The sequence below is a fragment of the Micromonospora sp. Llam0 genome (assembly GCF_003751085.1).
Lineage (GTDB): Bacteria > Actinomycetota > Actinomycetes > Mycobacteriales > Micromonosporaceae > Micromonospora_E.
The window spans coordinates 1,470,171-1,490,598 of the sequence record NZ_RJJY01000002.1 but is presented as its reverse complement, the minus strand read 5'-3'; the positions used below and the strand labels follow the sequence as shown (position 1 = coordinate 1,490,598).

Genomic DNA, 20,428 nt, shown 5'->3' with positions numbered 1-20,428 from the left:
TCCCAGGGTGGGCGCACTGCTCAGCGTCGTCACACCGATCTACAACGTGGCGCGTTACCTGCCGGAGTGCCTCGACTCGCTGGCCGACCAGACCCACCCGGACATCGAGTTCGTCCTGGTCGACGACGGCTCCACCGACGACAGCGGTGCGATCGCCGCCGCGCGGGCCGAGGCCGACCCCCGGTTCCGGTTGATCCGGCAGCCGAACCGAGGGTTGGGCGCGGCCCGCAACACCGGAATCCGCGCGGCCAGCGGCGACTACCTGGCGTTCGTCGACAGCGACGACGTGCTTCCCCGGTACGCCTTCGAGTTGCTGGTCGGTGCGCTGGAGTCGACCGGTTCGCAGATCGCCTCCGGCAACGTCCTGTTGTTCAACTCACGCGGGCTCTGGCAGTCTCCGCTGCACCGGGGCACCCACCGGCAGACCCGGCTCGGTGCCCGGCTACGTCGCCGCCGGAACCTGTTCTACGACCGGCTGGCCTGCAACAAGGTGTTCCGGCGGGACTTCTGGACCGGCAACGAGCTGTGGTTTCCCGAAGGGGTGCGGTACGAGGACATCCCGGTGACCGTTCCGGCGTACGCTCTGGCCGCGAAGATCGACGTGCTGAGCACCCCGGTCTACCACTGGCGCCAGCGCGAGGCCGGTGCCGAGGAGTCGATCAGTCAACGGCAGACGGAGATCACCAACCTGGTCGACCGGTTCGCGGCGGTGCGCAGCGCCAGCCGGTCACTCGCCGCGCTCGGCAACCGTAAGATGAAGAACCACTACGACACCATCGCGTTACGCAGCGACCTGCGGATGTTCCTGCACCTGCTGCCGGACGTGCCGGACGAGGCGTACCGGCAGCGCTTCCTGCAGTTGGCCGGCGAGTTCCTCGCCGAGGTCGACCCGTCGGTGCCGGACCGGCTCGAACCGGGACTGCGGGTGGCCTGGCGGTTGGCTAGCGACGGTCGACTCGCCGAGCTGCTCACCGTGGTGGCGGCGACCCGGCTCGGACAGCAACCGCCGGTGGTGCCGGACGTTCCGGTACAGCTGTACCGGCCGGACCGGCAGTTGCGTACCGCCCTGCGGTCGGTCGCCTGGCGGGACGGCCGGTTGCGAATTTCCGGGCACGTCTACCGTGCGCCGCAGGTGGCCGGCGCACCCTGGCTCCGGCTACGCGCCCTGTGGCTGCGCGAGCGGGGCCGTCCCGGGCGGCGCGTGCCGGGCCTGGCCCACTCGCGGGTGTTCGCTGGTCGCGGCTCGGTGTCGTGCCAGTCGGCCGACGACCTGCCGGCCGGGTCGGGGTTCGACGCATCGTTCCGTACGTCGGCGCTGCGGCCCAGCTCAGGATGGCGGACCGGCACCTGGCTGGTGATGACCGGCGTCGTCGACCCGGCCGGACCGCCGGTCAGCGCACCGGTCAAGGTCGGCGAGATCCAGCCGGCCCTTCCCGCAACCTGGGTGGCACCCGGGGTACGGATCGTGCCGGTGCTGTACGACGGTGCGCTGCGGTTGCGGGTCGAACGACCCAGGGTGTGGGCCACCGCCGCCGAGGTCGACGACGACAGCCTGGTGATCAGCGGAACAGCCGCCGCCGGTGTCGCACCGCCGACGGCCCTGTCCCTGTCCCGGGCGCCGGCGGTGGTGTGGCGGCGCTACCCGACCGCCGTCGGCGGATCCGCCCGGCCCGCCGCCGATCCGGCGGCGGCCGGCCGGGACACCGACGAGGCGACCGGAGCTGTCTTCAGCTGTCGGATCCCGCTCGCGGATCTGCTCGCCGGGGCTGCCGTCCAGCGACCGGCGCCGGTCGGTGATCCGGTGTCGGGCTGGTTGGTCGGCTACCGGCTCGGCGCCGACCGGACCGACGAACAACTGCCGGTCGGGGAGGGCTTCGTCGATCTGCACCCGGTCGGTGGGCGCCCGGGCCCGTTGGTGGAGCCGGGGGATCACGGCAGCCTGACGATCCGGATGCTGCCGACCGGTCCGGTGGCCACCTGGGCGACTGTAGATCAGGGCGGGGTGACGATCGGCGGTGAGTGCGCGGTTGGTGACCTGCCGTCCCTGGTTGTCCTGCGGCACGCCGACGACCTGCGGGACGCGGCCGCCCCGGCGGACCGCGACCTGCCGGTGGAGAGCGTCGACGAAGGCTGGCAGGTCCGGGTGCCGGCCGCCGGCCCGGACCAGCTTGAACCGGGCCGCTGGTGGTTCGGCTACCAACCGGGCGCGGCTGACCAGGTGTGCGACCTGCCGGTGTCCCTGCGTATCCGGGACGGCCTGGGCCGAGCGGACGGCACCGGCGGCAGGCAGCCGCTCCGGCTGCGACTGGAGCCGGACCGGCTGCACCGGATCGCCCTGCTGGCCAGTTGACGGCGATCGGCCCGACGGCCGCGACCGGTCAGCTGTCGGTACGGCGGGACGTCAGCCGCCGCCGACCGGACCGTGCCGTCCGCCATGCCCGGCGGAGCAGGTTCCGGCTCTGCCGGGCACCCATCTCGGACAGCCACTGCGGACTGCGGGCCAGGGTGCCGGCGGTGCCGTCGGTGACGACCAGCGTCGGCCCGGCGGCGTCCGGCGTCAGCCAGAGCACCCGGGTGCCGACCCGGGTCGGTCGGGTGCCGAGGGTGCCCCGGCCGCCGCGCTCCGGACCCGGCGGTACGGCGTACTCGCGACCGCTGTCCCGGACGACCAGCCGGACCGGGTACCGGCCGGGGGCCAGCTCGCCGGCGGCCAGCCGGCAGGACCAGCGCAGATCGTTGCTCTTGCGGTCCTCGACGGTGACCGGTTGGCGGAGCAGCCCGTCACCGATCTCCAGCAGCAGATCGGAGCGGACCTGACCGGGTTCGCCGTCGATGCCGGCGCAGCGCACCGTGCCGTGGACGGTGACCGTCGGGCCGGTGACCGGCCGACTGTCGCGCAGGCCGTGCACACTGACCGTCACCTCACGGACCCGGAGCAGGTCGCGGTAGGTGTCGAAGTCGGGGTGCCCGAGGTACGGCTGGCCGGCGTGCACCCGCAGCGGTCGACTGGTGCGTGGCCGGCGAACCGTCGCGGCGTCCTGCTCGTAGATCGCGACGGCACGTAACCCGGCCCCGGCGTTGCCGACGAACTCGCTGGCCACATCGGTCGGGATGTCCTTGAAGAGGCTGTGCATCCGGGCGGTGAACTCGGCGAGCTGGTCATCGTCGCAGCCGGCCGCCGCCCGCCACGCGTAGTGCAGCTGCACGTAGGCGATCCACCGGTGCACCGCTTCGCGGTCGTCGGGGCGCAGGTCACGCACCTCGTCGGCGAGCCGTTCGATGATGGTCAGATGCTGCATGATCCGGGCCGGCTGGCTGCGGGAATCCATCAGCGAGGAGTTGTCCCCCCGCTGCCGGTAGAGGTAGCTCAGCCGGGGCGTGAGGATCGTCCGGGGCGACCTGGCCAGGAACGGAATGGTGAACAACACGTCCTCGAACGCGGTGCCCTCGGTGAACTTGACGCCGAGGGCGTCGACCAGATCCCGGCGGAAGATCTTGTTGCAGGCCGAGGGGTTGCCAACCAGGTCCGGGGCGTGCGCGATGTGTTCGACCACCCGCTCACCGGCGAGCAGTTCCCGCCGCCAGGCGGGGTTCGGCCGGGGCGGCAGCCCTTGCATGTCGCCGACGGCGATCGCCGCCTCGTGACGGTCGGCGAGCCCGGTCAGGTGACTGAGCGCTCCGTCCGGGTAGATGTCGTCCGAGTCGAGGAATGCCAGGTAGCGGCCGGCGGCGAGGCGTACGCCGTGGTTGCGGGCCGCGCCGAGTCCGGCGTTGTCCTGCCGGACGTAGCGCACCGCGGTGGCCTGGTCGGCGTACCGCTGGGCGACCTCGGCTGACCCGTCAGTCGAGCCGTCGTCGACCACGACGACCTCGATCAGGTCCCGGCCCGGCTGGCGGTCGATCGATCCGAGCGCTTCCGCGAGCCACTTCTCTGTGTTGTAGACCGGCACGACGACGCTGACCGTCGGGGATGGCACCGCGTTCACCTCACGTCACGACTGGGTAATCTGGATCGGTGACCCTTATGCGTAGAGTACGTCGCGTGCTGCGCCCGGCACGGCGGATGGTCGGTCGGTTGCAGCGCAGGGCCGGCCGGCCGGCGGCGCAACTCTACAGCCCGAACGTTACTGCGAGCGATGTCCGTCTTTTCGTCGGCATCGCCGAGCGCAAGGGCGATCGTCAGGGCGTGACGGCGGCACTGCTCCGGCTGGTGCAGCGCGGGGCGGCGAACGAGACCGAGCAGCGGCGGGTCCGGTCCGTGGGCGTCGGCGCCCCGGCCCCGGCCGCCGACCCGCCGCCCACGACCGACCGGCCCGTAGGTCCGCCGGCCGAGCCAGAGTCGGTCGCCGACCGGTCGACTCAAGCAGACGACGCGGTCCGGCTCACCCTGCACCGACCCGATCCGGCAGCTCCGATCGAGGCCACCGTCACCGGCCGACCCGGAGCGTTGCCCTACTGGCGCCCCGCCTGGGCGGGGCTGCCCTCCGACCTGCGAGACCAGCTCACCACCAGTGTCCTCACCCGACTCGCGGCGACCGGCGGTGTCACCGAGGTGCGTGCCGGCGACCCGGCCAGCACATCCGTCGCCCGAGCGGTCGCCGCCGGCACCGGTGCACGGTACGGTGGGCAGCCGTGATCGTTCCCTGGGGCCGTGGCGCCTCCGCCGGACACCTGCTCGACGACGCGTTGAGCGCGCTGGCCGCCGCCGACTGGTCCGACACCGACCGCCCGCCGGTCGCCTGGCTGCACTGGCCGGTCGACATGGCCAACCCGTACCAGTCGTTGCTGTACAGCCGGTTCGCCCGGCGCAACCTGACGCCGATCCGGGTCCGCCGGCTCGACCAGCTGGACGAACTGCTGCCCGCGCTGCCCGACGGCATCGGCCGGGTGCTGCACGTGCACTGGCTCTACGACGTCACCTCCGGTTGCACCACCACCAGCCAGGCCGAGGCAGCGGTCGACGCTTTCGCCAAGCGGCTGGACGCCCTGCGCGACCGGGGCGTACGGCTGGTCTGGACGGTGCACAACCTGCTCCCGCACGAGACCGTGCACCGGGCGACCGAGACCCGGCTGCGCCAGGTGATGCTCGCCGGCGCCGACGTGGTGCACCTGATGCACGACAGCCACCTCGACATCCTGCGGGACACCTTCGGAGCCGAGCCCCGACGCGTGGTGATCGCCCCGCATCCCACCTTCGCCGGCGCCTACCCGGACTGGGTGGACCGGCCCGCCGCCCGCAGCCACCTCGGCATCCCGCTCGGCGCCCGGGTGCTGGTCACCTTCGGACAGGTCCGGCCGTACAAAGGGCACGGGGACTTCCTCGACGCGCTCGACGTCGCGGTCCGGCACGACCCACGGCTGCGCTGGCTGGTCGCCGGCAAGGTACGCGAGGAGGCCGGCGGCCCCGAGTTCATGCGCCGGGCCGCCGAGCACCCGGCGGTGATCTTCCATCCCGGCTTCGCATCCGACACCGACGTGCAGTACTTCCTGCGGGCGGCCGACGCCGCCGTCTACCCGTACCGGTCGTCGCTGAACTCCGGTGCGCTGGCGTTGACCGCCGGATTCGGCCTGCCGGCGTACGTGTCGACCGGCACCACCATCGGTGGTCTGCTGCCGGACGCCGCGCTGCGCCGGTTCGACCTGTCCGACCCGGACAAGACCGCCGAGACGATCACCGAGTCCGGTGGGGCCTGGGAGCGTGCCGAGCCGGTCCGTGCGGCGGTCCGCGACCACGTCGAGGATCTGGCCCCGGCCAAGGTCAGCGCCCGGTTCGCGGCCGAGTTGCGGCGGCACCTCGACCCACTGGCGTGACCGCGTACCTAATTGGATCGATTGGCCGCTAGTCTTGTCGGCATGTCGAGCCCCGTACCACCGGCGCCTCCGTCGGGTCCGGACCGCAGACTGGTGTGGGCCTCCGACGAGGTGCGGGTCGGTATCGCCGAGCAGGTCCTGCCGCTGCGGGACCGGCAGACCAGGCCGGCGACGGCCGTACGGGCGGCGGTGTTCGTCTACGCCTTCACCTGGCTGCCGGCGTTCGTCGTCTTCGCGGTTGCGACGACCGCCGCGCCGGCGTCCACCAACCACGCCAGCGTCGCGGCGACCGCCGTCTGGGCACTGCAGTTCGCCACCCTGATCGCGGTCTGGGCAGTCGTCGGGGCGTTGACGTCGCGGCAGGCCACAGCGACCGACGGGGCCGATGGCAACCCGCCGACCCGCCGGGTGCTGCTCCGCGCGTCCGGCGGCGCGCTGGTCACCGCCGGATGCGCGGCACTGGTGCTGGCGTTGCACGGACTTTCGATCGGTCAGCTGGCGGTGCCGGTGGGCCTGCTCGTCGTCGTCCTGCATCTGCTGCCGGCACTGGTCGCCCGGCTGCTGCTGCGTCGCCGTCGGCGCGGTCCGGCCGATGCGCATGACGCGGCCGATACGCCGGACCCGGCGACCTGACGGTCCGGACAACTGCCGCCCGACCCGTCAGCTCCGCCCGTCAGTCCTGCCCGTCAGTCCTGCCCGTCAGTCCGGTTCGACGGGCAACCACAGCTCGCAGGTGGCGGTGCTGAAGTCGGCCGAACGTTCGAGGAAGGCGACCATCGACGGACCCGGCCGCAGCCGCCACGGGTTGGACGGGAACCACTCGGTGGCGGTCGCGGCCCAGGCGGCCTGCAGGGTCTGCGGGTGCGGTCCGGCGGTACGGAACACCGCCCAGGTGCCGACCGGCACCTCGACGGAGTCGAGGTCGGCGGGGACGGCCGTGTCCGTGTCGATGGCGACCCCGTGCAGGTAGGTGAGCTCGGTGCCTTCGGTGCTGTCCGGGTCGAGGTCGTGGAGAATCTGCAGCAGTCCGGCCGGCTCGGCGTTGCCGAGCGACTTCAGCCGGGAGTGCTCCTCGGCCGGTAGTGCGGCGATGTGCCGCTGGATGTGCGGGTTGACGCCGTGGTGGATCAGCGGGACCCGGGCCGCGTGTCCGACGAGCCGGAACGCGGGCCGGTCGAGGATTCGGGTGTGCATCGGGGTGTTCCCTTCGACGGTCAGGCGGAACCTGAGCTGTGACTGGGTGCGAAGGGGGCCGCCGCAGCGGCGGACGTCACCCGGGCCGACACCGTGTACGGCCCGGAAGGCCCGCCCGAACGCCTCCGTCGAGCCGTACCCGTACCGGATGGCGATGCTCAGCAGGTCGTCGTCGCCGCGAACGAGGTCGGCGGCGGCGACGGTCATCCGGCGGCGGCGTACGTACTCCGACAGCGGTATGCCGGCCAGCGACGAGAACATCCGGCGCAGGTGATACTCGGTCGTGCCGAGCCTGCCGGCCACCGCGTCGACGTCGAACTCCTCGGTCAGGTGCTCTTCGATGAGGTCGACCAGCCGGTTGAGTGCCGAGATCACGAGGAACCCCCTTCACCGTTCAGCCTGGCCGAACGCACCTCGGTGGCGCCCGACTATTGCGGCCCGATCCGATCATTCGCGACCGGCCCGACCTGGAGCGCCGCCGGTCGGAAGGTCAGCCGACGATCGGGCTGCGGCGTTCGAGGAGGACGACGTCGCGCCAGCGGCCGTGGTGGCGGCCGATGCGTTCGCGGGTGCCGATGGTACGGAAACCGCACCTGTGGTGCAGGGCGATGCTGGCGGTGTTCTCGGGGAAGACTCCGGACTGGATGGTCCAGATGCCGGCCTGCTCGGTCGAGCCGATCAACTGCTGGAGCAGCAGCCGGCCGATGCCGCGCCCGCGGGCATCGGGGTGGACGTAGACCGAGTGCTCGACGACCCCGGCGTAGACGCACCGGTCCGAGACCTGGGCGCAGGCCGTCCAACCGAGGACGGTGTGCATCCCGGCGGCGGGGTCGACGGCGACCCAGCGGTGGTCCGGCAGGCGGGTGGCGGTGAACCTGTCCCAGGAAGGCGGCTCGGTCTCGAAGGTGGCGTTGCCGGTGGCGATGCCGAGCCGGTAGATGTCGAGTACGGCGTCGCGGTGCGCGTCGGACATCGGGGCGAGGACCAGCGGTGGTGCCTCGTCGGCGGCGGTCACCGGGGCGCTCCGGTAACGGTCATCGGGCAGCTTCGGTAGCGGCGATCGGGACGTCGAGCAGTCGGGACAGGGCGGCGACCCGGGCCGGGACGATCCAGTAGTACACCCAGGTGCCGCGGCGCTTGCAGTCGATCAGACCGGCCTCGCGCAGCACCTTGAGGTGGTGCGAGATCGTCGGCCCGGTCAGGGTGAACGCGTCGGTCAGGTCGCAGACGCACACTTCGCCGCCGGCCTGGGACGCGATCAGGGACAGCAGCCTCAGCCGCACCGGGTCGCCGAGGGCCTTGAAGCCGCGGGCCAGGCTGGCGGCCGCGTCGTCGGTCAGCGCCTGGTCGGTCAGCGGGGGGCAGCAGGTCGACGCGTCCGGCACGACCGGCAACTCTTGTCTTGACACTCGTCTAGTTTGACAATCGTCGAGTCAGCCCGCAAGCTCATTGTCTAGATGTTCGTCTAATCAACATGGAGGTGCGGGATGTCCCGTGTCCAACTGGCCCTGCGCGTCGCCGACCTGGAAGCGTCGGTCGCGTTCTACAGGAAGCTGTTCGGCGTCGAGCCGGCCAAGCGGCGGCCCGGCTACGCCAACTTCGCCATCGCCGAGCCACCGCTGAAGCTGGTGTTGCTCGAAGGCGCCCCCGACCAGCCGACCGTGTTGGACCACCTTGGGGTCGAGGTCTTCGACGGCGCGCAGGTCACCGCCGCGACCGACCGGCTCACCGAGGCCGGCCTGATCACCCTTGCCGAAAACGACACCTCCTGCTGCTACGCGGTGCAGGACAAGGTGTGGGTCCGTGGCCCGGGCAACGAGCCATGGGAGGTGTACGTGGTCAAGGGCGACTCCGACGACATCGGCGCCTCTGGCGTCGCCGACGCCTCGGAGACCTCGGCGGAGCCCGCAGCCGTCGGATCGGGCAGCTCGCCTGCGGGCGGCTGCTGCTCGTAACAGTCGCGGTCATCCGGCCCGGAGCGCGGTCATCCGGCCCGGAGCGCGGTCATCCGGCCCGGAGCGCGGTCATCCGGCCCGGACCGGCGGGCACACCTGCCGGGTCGGCACCGTCAGCTGGCCACGCTCCGGGGCCGGGGCTCGCGCCACATCGGCCAGATCGGCGGGCCGTCGGGCAGCCGGACCGGTCCGTGCGGCCGGTAGCCGTGCCGCAGGTAGAGGTCCCGGTTGCGGGGCGTGGTCGCCTCCAGGTAACCAGGGGTGCCGTAGCCGTCCAGATGCCGGTGGTGGTGCCGGAGCAGCGCACTGCCCAACCCACCGCCCTGCCGCCACGGCGCCACCGCCAGGTAGGCCAGATGCCAGTGCGGCTGCCACGGATGGTGTGCCGCCAGGATTCGGCCCAACGCGGCGAAGCGGGGCTGCCACCGTCCGGTCGCGGTGAGCAGTTGAAGCTCGTGGTCGCTGACCGTCTCCGGCTCGGTGGGCGTACGTCGCCCGCGCGGGTGCCAGACCGCGACCCCGCTGAACTGGCCGGCGACGTGTACCGTGCCGCCGGCCCGGATGGCGTGATCGAGCTCGATGGTGAACAGCGTCCGGAAGATCTCCGCCCGTGCCTCCAGGTCCTTGACCAGCCACTGCGACACCGGCGCGATCAGGAACGCCTCGGTGAGCAGGGTGGCGGCCTGCGGGAGGTCGTCCACTCCGGCGGTACGGATCGTCACGGCGGCTGGGTGGATCGCGGTCATCAGCGGCCTCCTGGCGGTCGGCGTATCTGCGTGACGGGTGGCCCCGGCCGGTGGGCCGAGCCATGCAGATGACGCCCGTGGCGCCGGGCCGGATGGCGTAACGGCAGGTCAGATGCCCGACACTCGTACTGTCGGCGGTTGATGCTGCGATACACCGGTGGTGGCCATCTGGCGGCGCTCAACCACCACGGGAGCTGGCCGACCGGCTGGAGGCGTACCTCCTCGCCTGACGCGACCGGGTGTCCGCCGAGCGTGAGCCCGGCGCGCACCGGACCGGGGGGCGTCGCAGGTCCGCGACGCCCCCCGATCCGGTGAACTGCCTGCCGGACCCGGTCAGGATCGATCCGACCGGGTCCGGGGCAGGGTCACAGCTCCAGCGACCAGGTGTTGATGTAGCCGGTGTCGCCGCTGAAGATGTCGCGGACCCGCAGCTGCCAGGTGCCGTTAGCGGTCTCCGACGACAGATTCACCGTGTACGTCTCGATCACGTTGTCCGCGCCGTCGAAGAACGCCCAGCTCTTCAACCGGTAGGACGAGCCGTCCGGGGCGATCAGATCGACGATCAGGTCACCCCGGTAGGTGTGCTGGATGTTGACGTCCACCGTCGACGACGACGAGGGGGTGCTGCTGCAGCCACTGATCGCGATGCTGCTGCTCACCCACGATCCACTGTCCGGGATCGCCACGTCGGTGCCGTTGGTGCCGGTGCAGCTGCCGCCCGGGCCGATCACCGTCAGGGTGAACGTCGCGGTACGGGTCGCCGAGCTGCCGGTGCCGGTGACGGTGACCGGGTAGCTGCCGCCCGGGGTGCTCGCCGAGGTGCTGACGGTCAGGCTGGCCGAGCCGCCCGAGGTGACGCTCGACGGGCTGAAGCTGGCGGTCGCACCGCTCGGCAGACCGCTGGCCGAGAAGCTGACCGACTGCGCCGAGCCGGAAGTGGTGGCGGTGGAGACGGTCGCCGTCACCGAACCACCCGGCGTGGTCGAGCCGGACGTCGGGCTGACCGACATGGAGAAGTTGTCCGCTGGCGGGGTGCCGTCGTTGACCACGTACAGCAGCCGGTTGGGCGAGCCGCTGCCCGGGTTGCCGACCGCGCCCACGGTCGCGTTGTCGTACAGGTAGTCGCGGACCTCCTGCGGGCTCCAGCCGGGGTTGACCGAGGCGACCAGGGCCGCCGCGCCGGCCACGTGCGGCGCGGCCATCGAGGTGCCGCTGATGGTGTTCGTCGCGGTGTTGCTGGTGTGCCAGGCCGAGGTGATCGACGACCCGGGAGCGAACACGTCCAGGCAGGTGCCGTAGTTGGAGAAGCTGGACCGACCGTCGTTGCTGGTGGTGGAGCCGACGGTGACGGCTTCGGTGACCCGGGCCGGGGAGGTGTTGCAGGCGTTCGCGTTGCTGTTGCCCGCCGCCAGGCTGTAGGTGACACCGGTGGCGATCGAGTTGCGCACCGCGGTGTCCAGCGAGGTGTTGGCGCCGCCGCCGAGGCTCATGTTGGCCACCGCCGGCAGTTCGGCGTTGTCGGTCACCCAGTCCACCCCGGCGATGACGCCGGCGGTGGTGCCACTGCCGGAGCAGTTCAGCACCCGGACGCCGACCAGGGTGGCACCCTTGGCGACGCCGTACGCGGTGCCGCCGACGGTACCGGCGACGTGCGTGCCGTGGCCGTTGCAGTCGTCCGCCGACCCGCCGTCGACGGCGTCGAAGCCGCTGACCGCCCGGCCGCCGAAGTCGTTGTGGCTGAACCGGATCCCGGTGTCGATGATGTACGCGTGCACGTTGGACGCGGTGTTCGGGTAGGTGTACGAGTCATCCAGCGGCAGATCGCGCTGGTCGATCCGGTCCAGCCCCCACGACGGCGGGTTCGGCTGGGTGTCGGTGATCCGTACGGTGTGGTTCTGCTCGACGTACTCGACGGCCGGGTGGGCTGCGATCCGGGCCGCCTGCTTCGCGTTGGCGGAGATCTCGAAGCCGCGCAGCGCGGCGGTGTAGGTGCGGGCGACTGTCCGACCGTGCTGGCTGGCAAGGTTGCGGGCGGTCGCGGCGACCTGTCCCCGGGTGACCGCGCTCTTCTTGAAGACCACGATGTAGCTGTCCGGTACGGCGGTCGGTCCACCGGCGTGCCGGATCGTCCCCTCCGGTTCGGCGGCGGTGACCGGTCCGGTGACTGCCGCCACCATGGCCAGTGCGGTGGCACCGACGATGATGATCCTGCGGGGGAGATTCATCTCCCGTCCTCCCATCAGATCGGCAGGCGTCAGTCCGCTGACGGTGACAGCGGATCAGTGAACGCCGATCTTGCTGAGAGTAATCTGAGCCGACACTGGGAAGTTATATTCCGAAACGTCTATACCACTGGTGCGATGGAACCGGCGGGATCATCGCCCACCTGCGACGCCGTGCCCGAAGATCGGGTGGTGCCGGGCGGCCCGAAACAAGGAATTTTCATGATCGTCCTTGGTTTCATGGTCGCCCTTGACGGGGGCGGCTGATCGAGGCTCAGCGGGAGACCAGCCGACGGCGTACCCCGCGGGCGTACTTGCGGGCGACGAAGACGGTCGCCCGGCCGAGGCTGCGGGCCCCACCGACGGTGACCGTCTGCCCGGCCCGTCGGCCGCCGCGCGGTCCGGCCGTCACCGGGCCGCCCGCCGCACCCGACCCAGCCGCGGTCAGGTCGACGACGTCGTACTCACTGCCGGTCTCCCACCGTTGACCGTGGCTGGCGGCGACCGCCTCGACCAGCGCGCCGTCGGCGGTACCGGCGTGCAGCGCCCGGCTGCGGGCTGCGGTGGACCACAACTCGACGGCGTGGGTGGGGGCACCGGCACCGGCCGGCAGCACCCGCAGCAGACCGCACCGCCACTTCTCCATCGCCGCGACCAGCGAGCCGACGGTCCGCGGACCGACGCCCAGCCGGGCCGGCACCCGGAGCAGGTACGGCGCGGGAAAGGCGGTCACCGGAGCGCTGCTGACCATCCGTACCCGTGGTTCGCTGCGGTACTCGGCGGCCAGCAGCCGCAGGTCGGCTCCGCTGCTGTCGGCCCTGTTGCTGTCGGCCCTGTTGCTGTCGGCCTCGGCTGCGGCCCAGTCGCCGACCAGGGCCACGTGCAGGTCGCGCTCGTCGCCGCCGAGCAGCCGGTCGACGCAGGACCGGACCACCCGGTACGGCTGGTCGACCGGCACCACGGCGGTCACCAGTGGCACCTGCCAGACCCGGCCGGGTCGGTGGCGACGCTCGCGAGGGAACGGCACCAGGTCGGTCAGCTCGGCGTCGGCCCGCTGCCCGGCGGTGACCGGATCCGCCGGGGCGGCCGTCCACAGCGTCGCCGCCGGCTCGGGTACGAACACCGCCCCGGCCTGCGCCAGCCGGTAGGCGACCTCGACGTCGGTGCCCTGGAACCGGTCGGAGCCGGCCTGGTAGCGGTCCCGCTGAAAGGCGTAACCGGTGCCGGCGGCGGCCAGGAAGACGAGATGGTCGGCGGTGCGGAGCTGATGCGTGGTGTCGAGCAGCCGGGCCAGCCCGGGGTCGACCGTACTGCCCGGGAAGAGCTGGCCGAGGGTGCCGGCGCTGGCATGGGCCACGATCACGTCCGGGTCCGGGGCCCGGCCGGAGAAGATCATCGGTACGGCGACGCTGACCGCCGCCGGGCTGGCCTGTTGCCAGCGGGTGAGCGCCGAGACCAGGTCCGGTGCGGGGACCGCCCCGGCCGGAACCCGGACGATGATTTCGCCCTTGGCGGTGCCGACCTGGTCGGCGAAGTCGCTGTCGGCGGCGACGGTGACGATCTGCAACAGCCGGTCCGGGTACCGCTGCTGGCGCAGCGCGGCGACGGTCCGGGCGGCGGCCGCCGGGTCGCCACCATCGCCGACCACCAGCACGCTCACCTGGGCGGTGGGTGCCGGGTGACCGGGCTCTACGGGGGCGATCAGCGTCCAGTCGTTGTGTGGTGACGGAGCGGCGGACACGGCACCAGGCAGGGACACGCGTGCAGCGTACCGGAAGCCTGGCCGGTAGCCTCTGCCGTGATGTGGGTCGGGCGTCGCGCGCGTCGGCCCGACGTGGTGCTCCGAGCCGGAACGACAAGGTGGCGCAGGGTGGCGGAGAATGCGGTGGGTGGCGTCGTGCGCGGCGGGAGCCCCGATCACCGGCGCTGGTGGTGGCGGGTCCGGCTGACCGATCGACCGGACGGCCGCCCGGTGTCCGGGCCGACCACCGGGACGGCCCGTCGGGCGCTGGTGGACGCCGACTCGGTGGCGGCGCTGCGCCGCCTGCTGGCTGAGCCGGCTGCGGCCACGCCGACCCGCCAGCTGGTGGTTCGGGTACGCCGTTGGCGTCCGCCGACCGCCGGCTGGTCCGGCCGCCTCGGCCCGGTACCGGGTCTGCGGCGGCACCGGGTGCGGCTGCCGCGCGGTGGCGGCAACGCACGGCTCAGCGTCGACCTGGCCGAGCCGGTCCCGCTGCACGATCTGCTCACCGCCGCGTTGGCGGTGCTGGCGCCGGTCCGGCCGTTGCCCCGACCGGCCAGCGCCGACGTCGCGGCGGTCGGGGTGGCGCCCGGCTGGCTGCCGGTCGACGCCAACCATTCGGTGACCGGGGCGCTGACGACGAACCCCGAGATCCGCGGGTACGACGTGGTGCTCGCCCCGGACGCGGCGACGTTGGCCGCCGCGTCGGACCTGGTCGGGGTGGCGGTGACCGCAGGTGGCACCGGCGCCCGGGTAGCCAACCGGCAGCCACTGGTGCTGATCGATTCGGCGGTGGCGAACCCGGTCGGCCGGGGCCGCCGGTACGGGCCGACGGAGCCGACCGGGGTGCTGGAGTTCCTGCCCGGCGACCCGGTGCCGGGCTGGCAGGTGCGGCCGGCTGAGTCCGACCCGGCCGGGTCGGACCTGGCACCGGCCGGGGCGGATTCCCCGCCGGCCGGTGCGGTGCCGGTGGCGCGTGGCGGGTTGGCCGGCGTACCGCTGTCCGGCGACCAGCTGGCGGCCATGCGCCGGTTCACCCATCTGATCTGCCCCGACGTGCCGGCGATCGCGCCGGCGGCGGAGGCGACGCTGCTGGCCCAGCTGGCGGCGACCGGTGCCGTGCTGCGGGTGCCGCAACTGCCGCCGGCGGTGGCGGACCGGCTGGCCGAGCCGTTGCTGGCGGTGCTGCGCAGCGACCTGCCCGGGGTCGGCGCGGATCCGTTGGAGTGGGAGATCCGCAGCGTACGGCAGCGGTCGGCGGCGTTGCGTGGGCATGCCGCCGCGTTCGCCGCCGGTGACGTCACCGCCGACACCTTCCCGGCGCTGGCGGCGCCGCCGTCGGTGAGCGCGGTGCTGGTCACCCGGCGTCCCGAGTACCTGCCGGACGTGGTGCGGCAGTTGGCCGGGCAGACCTACCCGGAGTTGGAGATCGTGCTCTGCCTGCACGGTATCGAGTTGACGGCGGACCTGCGGGCGCGGCTCGGTGAGTGTGGCCGGCCGATCCAGATCTTCAGCGCGCCCGCCGGGTTCAGCTTCGGCGAGGTGATGGGCGCGGCGACCGCGCGGGCGCGGGGCAGCCTGGTCACCAAGGTCGACGACGACGACGTGTACGGCCCGGAGCACATCTGGGACCTGGTGCTGGCCCGGGAGTATTCGGGCGCGATGCTGGTCGGCAAGGCCGCCGAGTTCGTGGTGCTGCAGATGCTCGGGGTCACGGTCCGCCGGGCGGCGGTGCCGCCGGAGGCGTACGGCGCCCCGGTGGCCGGCGGCACGATGTTGATGGCGCGCGGTGACCTGGAGGCGGTCGGTGGTTGGCGGCCGGTGCCCCGGTCGGTGGACCGTGGCCTGATGGACCGGGTGCTGCGCGCCGGTGGGCTGATCTACCGCACCCATCCGCTCGGCTACCTGTACGAACGGCGGGCGGCCGGGCACACCTGGGACGCCGGTCTCGACTACTTCCTGCGTCGGGGTGGCCAGCAGTGGGACGGGGTACCCCGGCACCCGGAGTTCGGTACGTCGCCGGTCGGACTACCCGAAGTAACCGCTCGGTAATCCATCCGATCTCCTGGTAATCGAGCTGTCACAATATGAACATGGCACGTTTACCCGATGTGCCAGGGCGATGGCGCTCGTCACAGTCATTCGGGGGCCGGCAACCGATGGCTGGGGGAGGTGACGGTGACCACCGTCGCGCTCAAGGATGTATCCAAGGTCTTTGCCGACGGGACCGTCGCCGTCGACAAGGTCAACCTCGACGTCAACGACGGTGAGTTCATGGTGCTCCTCGGCCCGTCCGGCTGCGGCAAGTCGACCGTGCTGCGGATGATCGCCGGGCTGGAGGACCCGAGCAGCGGTGCGGTGCTGCTGGACGGCGAGCTGGCCAACGACATTCCGCCCCGGGACCGCCGGGTCGCGATGGTCTTTCAGGACTTCGCCCTCTACCCGCACATGTCGGTGCAGGACAACATCGCCTTCCCGCTGCGCCTGTCCGGAGTGGAGACGACGTCCCGGCAGGAGCGGGTGGCCGACGTCGCCAGCGCGTTGGGCATCGGCGACGTACTCGCCCGCAAGCCCAGCCAGCTCTCCGGCGGCCAGCGGCAACGGGTGGCGATGGGGCGGGCCATCGTCCGCCGTCCCGGCCTGTTCCTGATGGACGAGCCGCTATCCAACCTGGACAGCGGGCTGCGGGCCGAGTTGCGGGCGGAGATCTCCGGGCTGGTCCGCGAGCTCGGCGTCAGCACCGTCTACGTCACCCACGACCAGGCTGAGGCGCTCACCATGGCCGACCGGGTGGCGATCATGCGCAAGGGCGTGCTGCAGGACGTCGGCACCCCGACCGAGGTGTACGGCCGGCCGGCCACCCTCTACGTCGCCGCGTTCCTCGGCAGCCCTCGGATGAACCTGCTGGAGGCCTCGGTCTACGTCCATCTCGACCGCTACGTGGCGCTCAACCTGGGCGAACAGACCCTCTACCTGCCCTGGACCGATCTGCGGGCCCGGGCCGTGTCGCACTACCACGGGGAACGCATCGTGGTCGGCCTGCGGGCCGAGGCGCTGACCCCGGTCGCTCCCGGCAGCCCGGGTGACGTGCTGCAGGGCCGGATCCGGTTCCTCGAACACCACGGCCACGAGTCGCTGGCCTACCTCGACATCGGGGCCACCGCGATCGTGGTCGACGACCTCGCCGGTACGGCGGTGGAGCCGGCCGGTGCCGGCCGGCGCCTGCGTCGGTTCGGCGGCGTGATGCAGCGCCTCACCGGTCGGTCGGTCGGCCGGGCGGCCGTCGCCGAGCCGTCGGCCGAGTCCGGCCCGGAGCGGGAGAGCGTGCTCAGTGACCCGGGGCGGCACCACCGCCGGCCGGCCGAACTGGCCGTGCGACTGGCCCCGTACCCGGCGGTCACCCCCGGCCATCCGCTGGCCGTCTCGGTCCGGATGGACGCCCTGCACTTCTTCGATGAACGGGGCGACCGGATCGACGTCGGCTGGCGATGAGTGGGCGGATGGCGACGGGTGACTGACCGGTCACTACAGGCTGGCGCGCCGGTGGAAACCGAGCAGTCCGACCGGAGATCAGGTTAGATTGGCTGCGTGCTCGGTCTACCCGCTCATGTGACCGCCTGCCTGTTCGACCTCGATGGGGTGTTGACTCAGACCGCGAAAGTGCACAACACGGCGTGGGAGGAAACGTTCAACAACTTCCTCCGCGCTCGGGCCGACGAGACCGGCCAGCCGTTCCAGCCGTTCGACCCGGGCGCCGACTACAGCCGGTACGTCGACGGTCGACCGCGGGCCGACGGGGTGCGTTCCTTCCTCGCCTCGCGAGGCGTTGAGCTTCCCGAGGGGTCGGCGGACGACCCCCCGGAGGCCGACACCGTGTACGGCATCGGCACCCGGAAGAACGAGGTGCTGCTGCGACGCATCGCCGAAGACGGGGTGCAGGTCTACGACGGTTCACTGGCCTACCTTCATGCTGCCCGCTGGGTCGGGCTGCACCGGGCCGTCGTCTCGGCCAGCGCCAACTGCCGGGACGTGCTGATCGCGGCGGGGATTGAGGAGTTGGTCGAGGTGCGGGTAGACGGGGTGATCGCGCGCGAGAAGGGCCTGCGGGGCAAGCCGGAACCGGACACGTTCCTGGCCGCTGCCGCGCAGCTCGGCGTCGAGCCGGGCAACGCCGCGGTGTTCGAGGACGCGCTGGCCGGCGTGACGGCGGCGCGAGCGGGGGAGTTCGGCTGTGTCATCGGTGTCGACCGGGTCGGTATCGGTGACGAACTGCTGGCCAGCGGTGCCGACATCGTGGTGAGCGATCTGGGGGAGTTGCTGGTCGGAGCCGAACGATGATCCGCGAGCGGGCCTACCCCGTGGAACCGTGGCACGTGCGGGAGACCCGGCTCGACTTCGACATCCTGGCCCAGTCGGAGTCGGTCTTCGCCCTCGCGAACGGGCACGTCGGATTCCGCGGCAACCTGGACGAGGGCGAACCGCACGGCCTGCCCGGCACCTACCTGAACTCGTTCTACGAGTTGCGACCGCTGCCGTACGCCGAAGCCGGCTACGGCTTCCCCGAGTCCGGTCAGACGCTGGTCAACGTCACCAACGGCAAACCGATCCGGCTGCTGATCGACGACGAGCCGTTCGACGTGCGCTACGGCGACCTGCTCTCCCACGAGCGGGTGCTCGACCTGCGGGCCGGTCTGCTGGACCGTCGGCTGGAGTGGCGCTCGCCGGCCGGGCGTACCGCCCGGGTCCGCAGCACCCGGCTGGTGTCGTTCACCCAACGGGCGGTCGCGGCGATCTGCTTCGAGGTGGAGGCGGTCGACGAGCCGTTGCGCATCATCGTGCAGTCCGAGCTGGTCGCCAACGAGGAGCTGCCGGCACAGAGCAAGGACCCGCGCGTCGCGGCGGTGCTTGAGACGCCGCTGCAGGCCGAGGAGCGGCTGGTACAGCCCGACGGCGGGCTGCTCATCCACCGGACCAAGGCCAGCGGGCTGCGGATGGCGGCGGCGATGGGGCACGAGATCGACGGCCCCGGCGAGGTGTCGGTCAGCACCGAGGGGTTCGACGACTGGGTCCGGACCACCGTCTCCTGCCTGCTGGAGCCGGGGCAGCGGCTGCGGATGGTGAAGCTGCTGACGTACGGCTGGTCCAGTCAGCGTTCGTTGCCGGCGCTGCGCGATCAGGTCGGCGCGGCGTTGGCCGGCGCCCGGATCTCCGGCTGGGAAGGGCTCTGCGCCGAGCAGCGCAAGTACCTCGACGACTTCTGGGGCCACTCGGACGTGCGGGTGGACGGCGACCCGGAGATCCAGCAGGCGGTCCGGTTCGGGCTGTTCCACGTGCTGCAGGCCGGCGCCCGCGCCGAGCAGCGGCCGATCGCGGCGAAGGGGCTGACCGGCCCGGGGTACGACGGACACGCCTTCTGGGACACCGAGATGTTCGTGCTGCCGGTGCTGACCTACACCCAGCCGGGGGCGGTCGCCTCGGTGCTGCGCTGGCGGCACTCGACCCTGGACCAGGCGCGGGAGCGGGCCCGGATGCTCGGGCTCAACGGGGCGGCGTTCCCGTGGCGGACCATCCGGGGCCAGGAGTGCTCGGCGTACTGGCCGGCCGGCACGGCCGCGTTCCACGTGGCGGCGGACATCGCCGACGCGGTCCGGCGGTACGTGCACGCCACCGGGGACGTCGAGTTCGAGCGGGAGATCGGCCTGGAACTGCTGGTGGAGACCGCCCGGTTGTGGCGTTCGCTGGGCCACCACGACCGGCACGGCCGGTTCCACATCGACGGGGTGACCGGGCCGGACGAGTACACCGCAGTGGTAGACGACAACATCTACACCAACCTGATGGCGCAGCGGAACCTGCTGACCGCCGCCGACTGCGCGCTGCGCTACGCCGACCGGGCCTGGGTGCTCGGCGTCGACGACGAGGAGACCGCGGCCTGGCGGGACGCGGCGCTGTCGATGCACGTCCCGTACGACGACGAGCTGGGCGTGCACCCGCAGTCGGCCGGGTTCACCCGGCACCAGGAGTGGGACTTCGCCGGCACCCCGCAGGACCACTATCCGTTGCTGCTGCACTACCCGTACTTCGATCTGTACCGCAAGCAGGTGGTCAAGCAGGCCGACCTGGCGCTGGCGATGCACTGGCGGGGCGACGCGTTCACCGAGGAGGAGAAGGCCCGCAACTTCGCCTACTACGAGCGGCGTACGGTGCGGGACTCGTCGTTGTCGGCGTGCACCCAGTCGGTGATCGCCGCGGAGACCGGCCATTTGGAGCTCGCCCACGACTACATGGGCGAGGCCGCGTTGATGGACCTGCACGACATCAACCGCAACACCCGCGACGGCATCCACGTGGCCGCCCTGGCCGGGGCGTGGCTGGCGCTGGTCGCCGGCTTCGGCGGGATGCGAGACCACGGCGGGGAGTTGACCTTCGCTCCCCGGCTGCCGCAGCGGATCAACCGGCTGGAGTTCGCCATGATGTGGCGGGGCCTGCGGCTGCGGGTGGCGGTCCAGCACGATGAGGTGACCTACTCGCTGCGCGACGTCGACCCGAACGCCACCGTGGACCTGACCCACCACAGCGAGCCGATCACGGTGGCCGCGGACAAGCCGGTCACCCGGGCGATCCCGCCGGCCGGCCCGGTCGGTCCGCCGCCGCAGCAGCCGACCGGCCGGTCACCGGTACGCCGTTCGGCGCGTACCGACTGACGACCCTTCTCTCCCGTGCGGCTCTCTCTCGCGCGGTGCCGGGCCGGCCCGGCAC

17 protein-coding genes are annotated in these 20,428 nt (G+C 72.1%); 10 read left to right on the top strand and 7 right to left on the bottom strand.

Annotation, left to right across the window (positions count from 1 at the left end):
- Positions 1–7 precede the first annotated feature (7 nt).
- Complete coding sequence (locus EDC02_RS34250) at positions 8–2,350, top strand: glycosyltransferase family 2 protein (protein WP_158632410.1); 2,343 nt, start codon at positions 8–10, stop codon at positions 2,348–2,350.
- Positions 2,351–2,378: 28 nt separating this feature from the next.
- Here EDC02_RS34250 and EDC02_RS34245 read toward each other — a convergent pair whose 3' ends face one another.
- Entirely contained in the window at positions 2,379–3,977 is a 1,599-nt protein-coding gene (locus EDC02_RS34245; protein ID WP_158632409.1) for a glycosyltransferase family 2 protein, read from the bottom strand.
- A gap of 65 nt (positions 3,978–4,042) precedes the next feature.
- Between EDC02_RS34245 and EDC02_RS34240 the strand changes: the two genes are divergently transcribed.
- Genes EDC02_RS34240 through EDC02_RS34230 form a run of 3 tightly spaced genes read left to right on the top strand, consistent with a single transcriptional unit; the run spans position 4,043 to position 6,444 of the window.
- Positions 4,043–4,636 carry a hypothetical protein gene (locus EDC02_RS34240; protein ID WP_123606302.1) on the top strand — a complete coding sequence of 198 codons (594 nt, stop codon included), beginning with the start codon at positions 4,043–4,045 and terminating at the stop codon, positions 4,634–4,636.
- Positions 4,633–5,811 carry a glycosyltransferase gene (locus EDC02_RS34235; protein WP_123606301.1) on the top strand — a complete coding sequence of 393 codons (1,179 nt, stop codon included), beginning with the start codon at positions 4,633–4,635 and terminating at the stop codon, positions 5,809–5,811. Before EDC02_RS34240 ends, EDC02_RS34235 begins: the two co-directional genes overlap by 4 nt.
- Positions 5,812–5,853: 42 nt before the next feature.
- Positions 5,854–6,444, top strand: a complete 591-nt coding sequence (locus EDC02_RS34230; protein ID WP_148083756.1) for a hypothetical protein — start codon at positions 5,854–5,856, stop codon at positions 6,442–6,444.
- A gap of 66 nt (positions 6,445–6,510) precedes the next feature.
- Here the strand turns inward: EDC02_RS34230 and EDC02_RS34225 are convergent, their stop codons facing one another.
- From EDC02_RS34225 to EDC02_RS34215, 3 genes are all read right to left on the bottom strand, one after another.
- Entirely contained in the window at positions 6,511–7,380 is an 870-nt protein-coding gene (locus EDC02_RS34225) for an AraC family transcriptional regulator (protein ID WP_123606299.1), read from the bottom strand.
- 115 nt (positions 7,381–7,495) lie between these two features.
- Entirely contained in the window at positions 7,496–7,978 is a 483-nt protein-coding gene (locus EDC02_RS34220; RefSeq protein WP_123607369.1) for a GNAT family N-acetyltransferase, read from the bottom strand.
- Between the two features lie 61 nt (positions 7,979–8,039).
- Positions 8,040–8,414, bottom strand: a complete 375-nt coding sequence (locus EDC02_RS34215) for a helix-turn-helix transcriptional regulator (protein WP_123606298.1) — start codon at positions 8,412–8,414, stop codon at positions 8,040–8,042.
- A gap of 78 nt (positions 8,415–8,492) precedes the next feature.
- Here EDC02_RS34215 and EDC02_RS34210 point away from each other — a divergent pair, with 78 nt between their 5' ends.
- A complete protein-coding gene (locus EDC02_RS34210; RefSeq protein WP_123606297.1) occupies positions 8,493–8,960 on the top strand; it encodes an ArsI/CadI family heavy metal resistance metalloenzyme in 468 nt (155 codons plus the stop codon).
- A gap of 113 nt (positions 8,961–9,073) precedes the next feature.
- Here the strand turns inward: EDC02_RS34210 and EDC02_RS34205 are convergent, their stop codons facing one another.
- Both EDC02_RS34205 and EDC02_RS34200 read right to left on the bottom strand, forming a co-directional pair.
- On the bottom strand, positions 9,074–9,706 hold the full coding sequence (locus EDC02_RS34205) for an N-acetyltransferase (protein ID WP_123606296.1): 633 nt from the start codon (positions 9,704–9,706) through the stop codon (positions 9,074–9,076).
- A 365-nt stretch (positions 9,707–10,071) separates the two neighbouring features.
- Complete coding sequence (locus EDC02_RS34200; protein ID WP_123606295.1) at positions 10,072–11,931, bottom strand: S8 family serine peptidase; 1,860 nt, start codon at positions 11,929–11,931, stop codon at positions 10,072–10,074.
- A gap of 57 nt (positions 11,932–11,988) precedes the next feature.
- Between EDC02_RS34200 and EDC02_RS39920 the strand changes: the two genes are divergently transcribed.
- Positions 11,989–12,195 carry a hypothetical protein gene (locus tag EDC02_RS39920; RefSeq protein WP_148083755.1) on the top strand — a complete coding sequence of 69 codons (207 nt, stop codon included), beginning with the start codon at positions 11,989–11,991 and terminating at the stop codon, positions 12,193–12,195.
- A 7-nt stretch (positions 12,196–12,202) separates the two neighbouring features.
- Here the strand turns inward: EDC02_RS39920 and EDC02_RS34195 are convergent, their stop codons facing one another.
- The gene (locus EDC02_RS34195) at positions 12,203–13,687 is read right to left on the bottom strand and encodes a hypothetical protein (RefSeq protein ID WP_123606294.1); all 1,485 of its coding nucleotides are present in this window, start codon (positions 13,685–13,687) and stop codon (positions 12,203–12,205) included.
- Between the two features lie 111 nt (positions 13,688–13,798).
- Here EDC02_RS34195 and EDC02_RS34190 point away from each other — a divergent pair, with 111 nt between their 5' ends.
- The 4 genes from EDC02_RS34190 (at position 13,799) to EDC02_RS34175 (ending at position 20,373) form a co-directional block, all read left to right on the top strand.
- Positions 13,799–15,721, top strand: a complete 1,923-nt coding sequence (locus EDC02_RS34190; RefSeq protein ID WP_148083754.1) for a glycosyltransferase — start codon at positions 13,799–13,801, stop codon at positions 15,719–15,721.
- Between the two features lie 126 nt (positions 15,722–15,847).
- Entirely contained in the window at positions 15,848–17,161 is a 1,314-nt protein-coding gene (locus EDC02_RS34185; protein ID WP_123607368.1) for an ABC transporter ATP-binding protein, read from the top strand.
- Between the two features lie 96 nt (positions 17,162–17,257).
- A complete protein-coding gene (locus tag EDC02_RS34180; protein ID WP_123606292.1) occupies positions 17,258–18,007 on the top strand; it encodes an HAD family phosphatase in 750 nt (249 codons plus the stop codon).
- Positions 18,004–20,373: a glycoside hydrolase family 65 protein gene (locus tag EDC02_RS34175; RefSeq protein ID WP_123606291.1), complete on the top strand. Its 2,370-nt coding sequence runs from the start codon at positions 18,004–18,006 to the stop codon at positions 20,371–20,373. Before EDC02_RS34180 ends, EDC02_RS34175 begins: the two co-directional genes overlap by 4 nt.
- Positions 20,374–20,428 lie beyond the last annotated feature (55 nt).

Bases quoted from the DNA above. Each gene is read 5' to 3' on its own strand.
- EDC02_RS34205 (WP_123606296.1), bottom strand. From the start codon at position 9,706: ATGACCGCGATCCACCCAGCCGCCGTGACGATCCGTACCGCCGGAGTG.
- EDC02_RS34210 (WP_123606297.1), top strand. From the start codon at position 8,493: ATGTCCCGTGTCCAACTGGCCCTGCGCGTCGCCGACCTGGAAGCGTCG.
- EDC02_RS34175 (WP_123606291.1), top strand. From the start codon at position 18,004: ATGATCCGCGAGCGGGCCTACCCCGTGGAACCGTGGCACGTGCGGGAG.
- EDC02_RS34220 (WP_123607369.1), bottom strand. From the start codon at position 7,978: ATGTCCGACGCGCACCGCGACGCCGTACTCGACATCTACCGGCTCGGC.
- EDC02_RS34230 (WP_148083756.1), top strand. From the start codon at position 5,854: ATGTCGAGCCCCGTACCACCGGCGCCTCCGTCGGGTCCGGACCGCAGA.
- EDC02_RS34200 (WP_123606295.1), bottom strand. From the start codon at position 11,931: ATGAATCTCCCCCGCAGGATCATCATCGTCGGTGCCACCGCACTGGCC.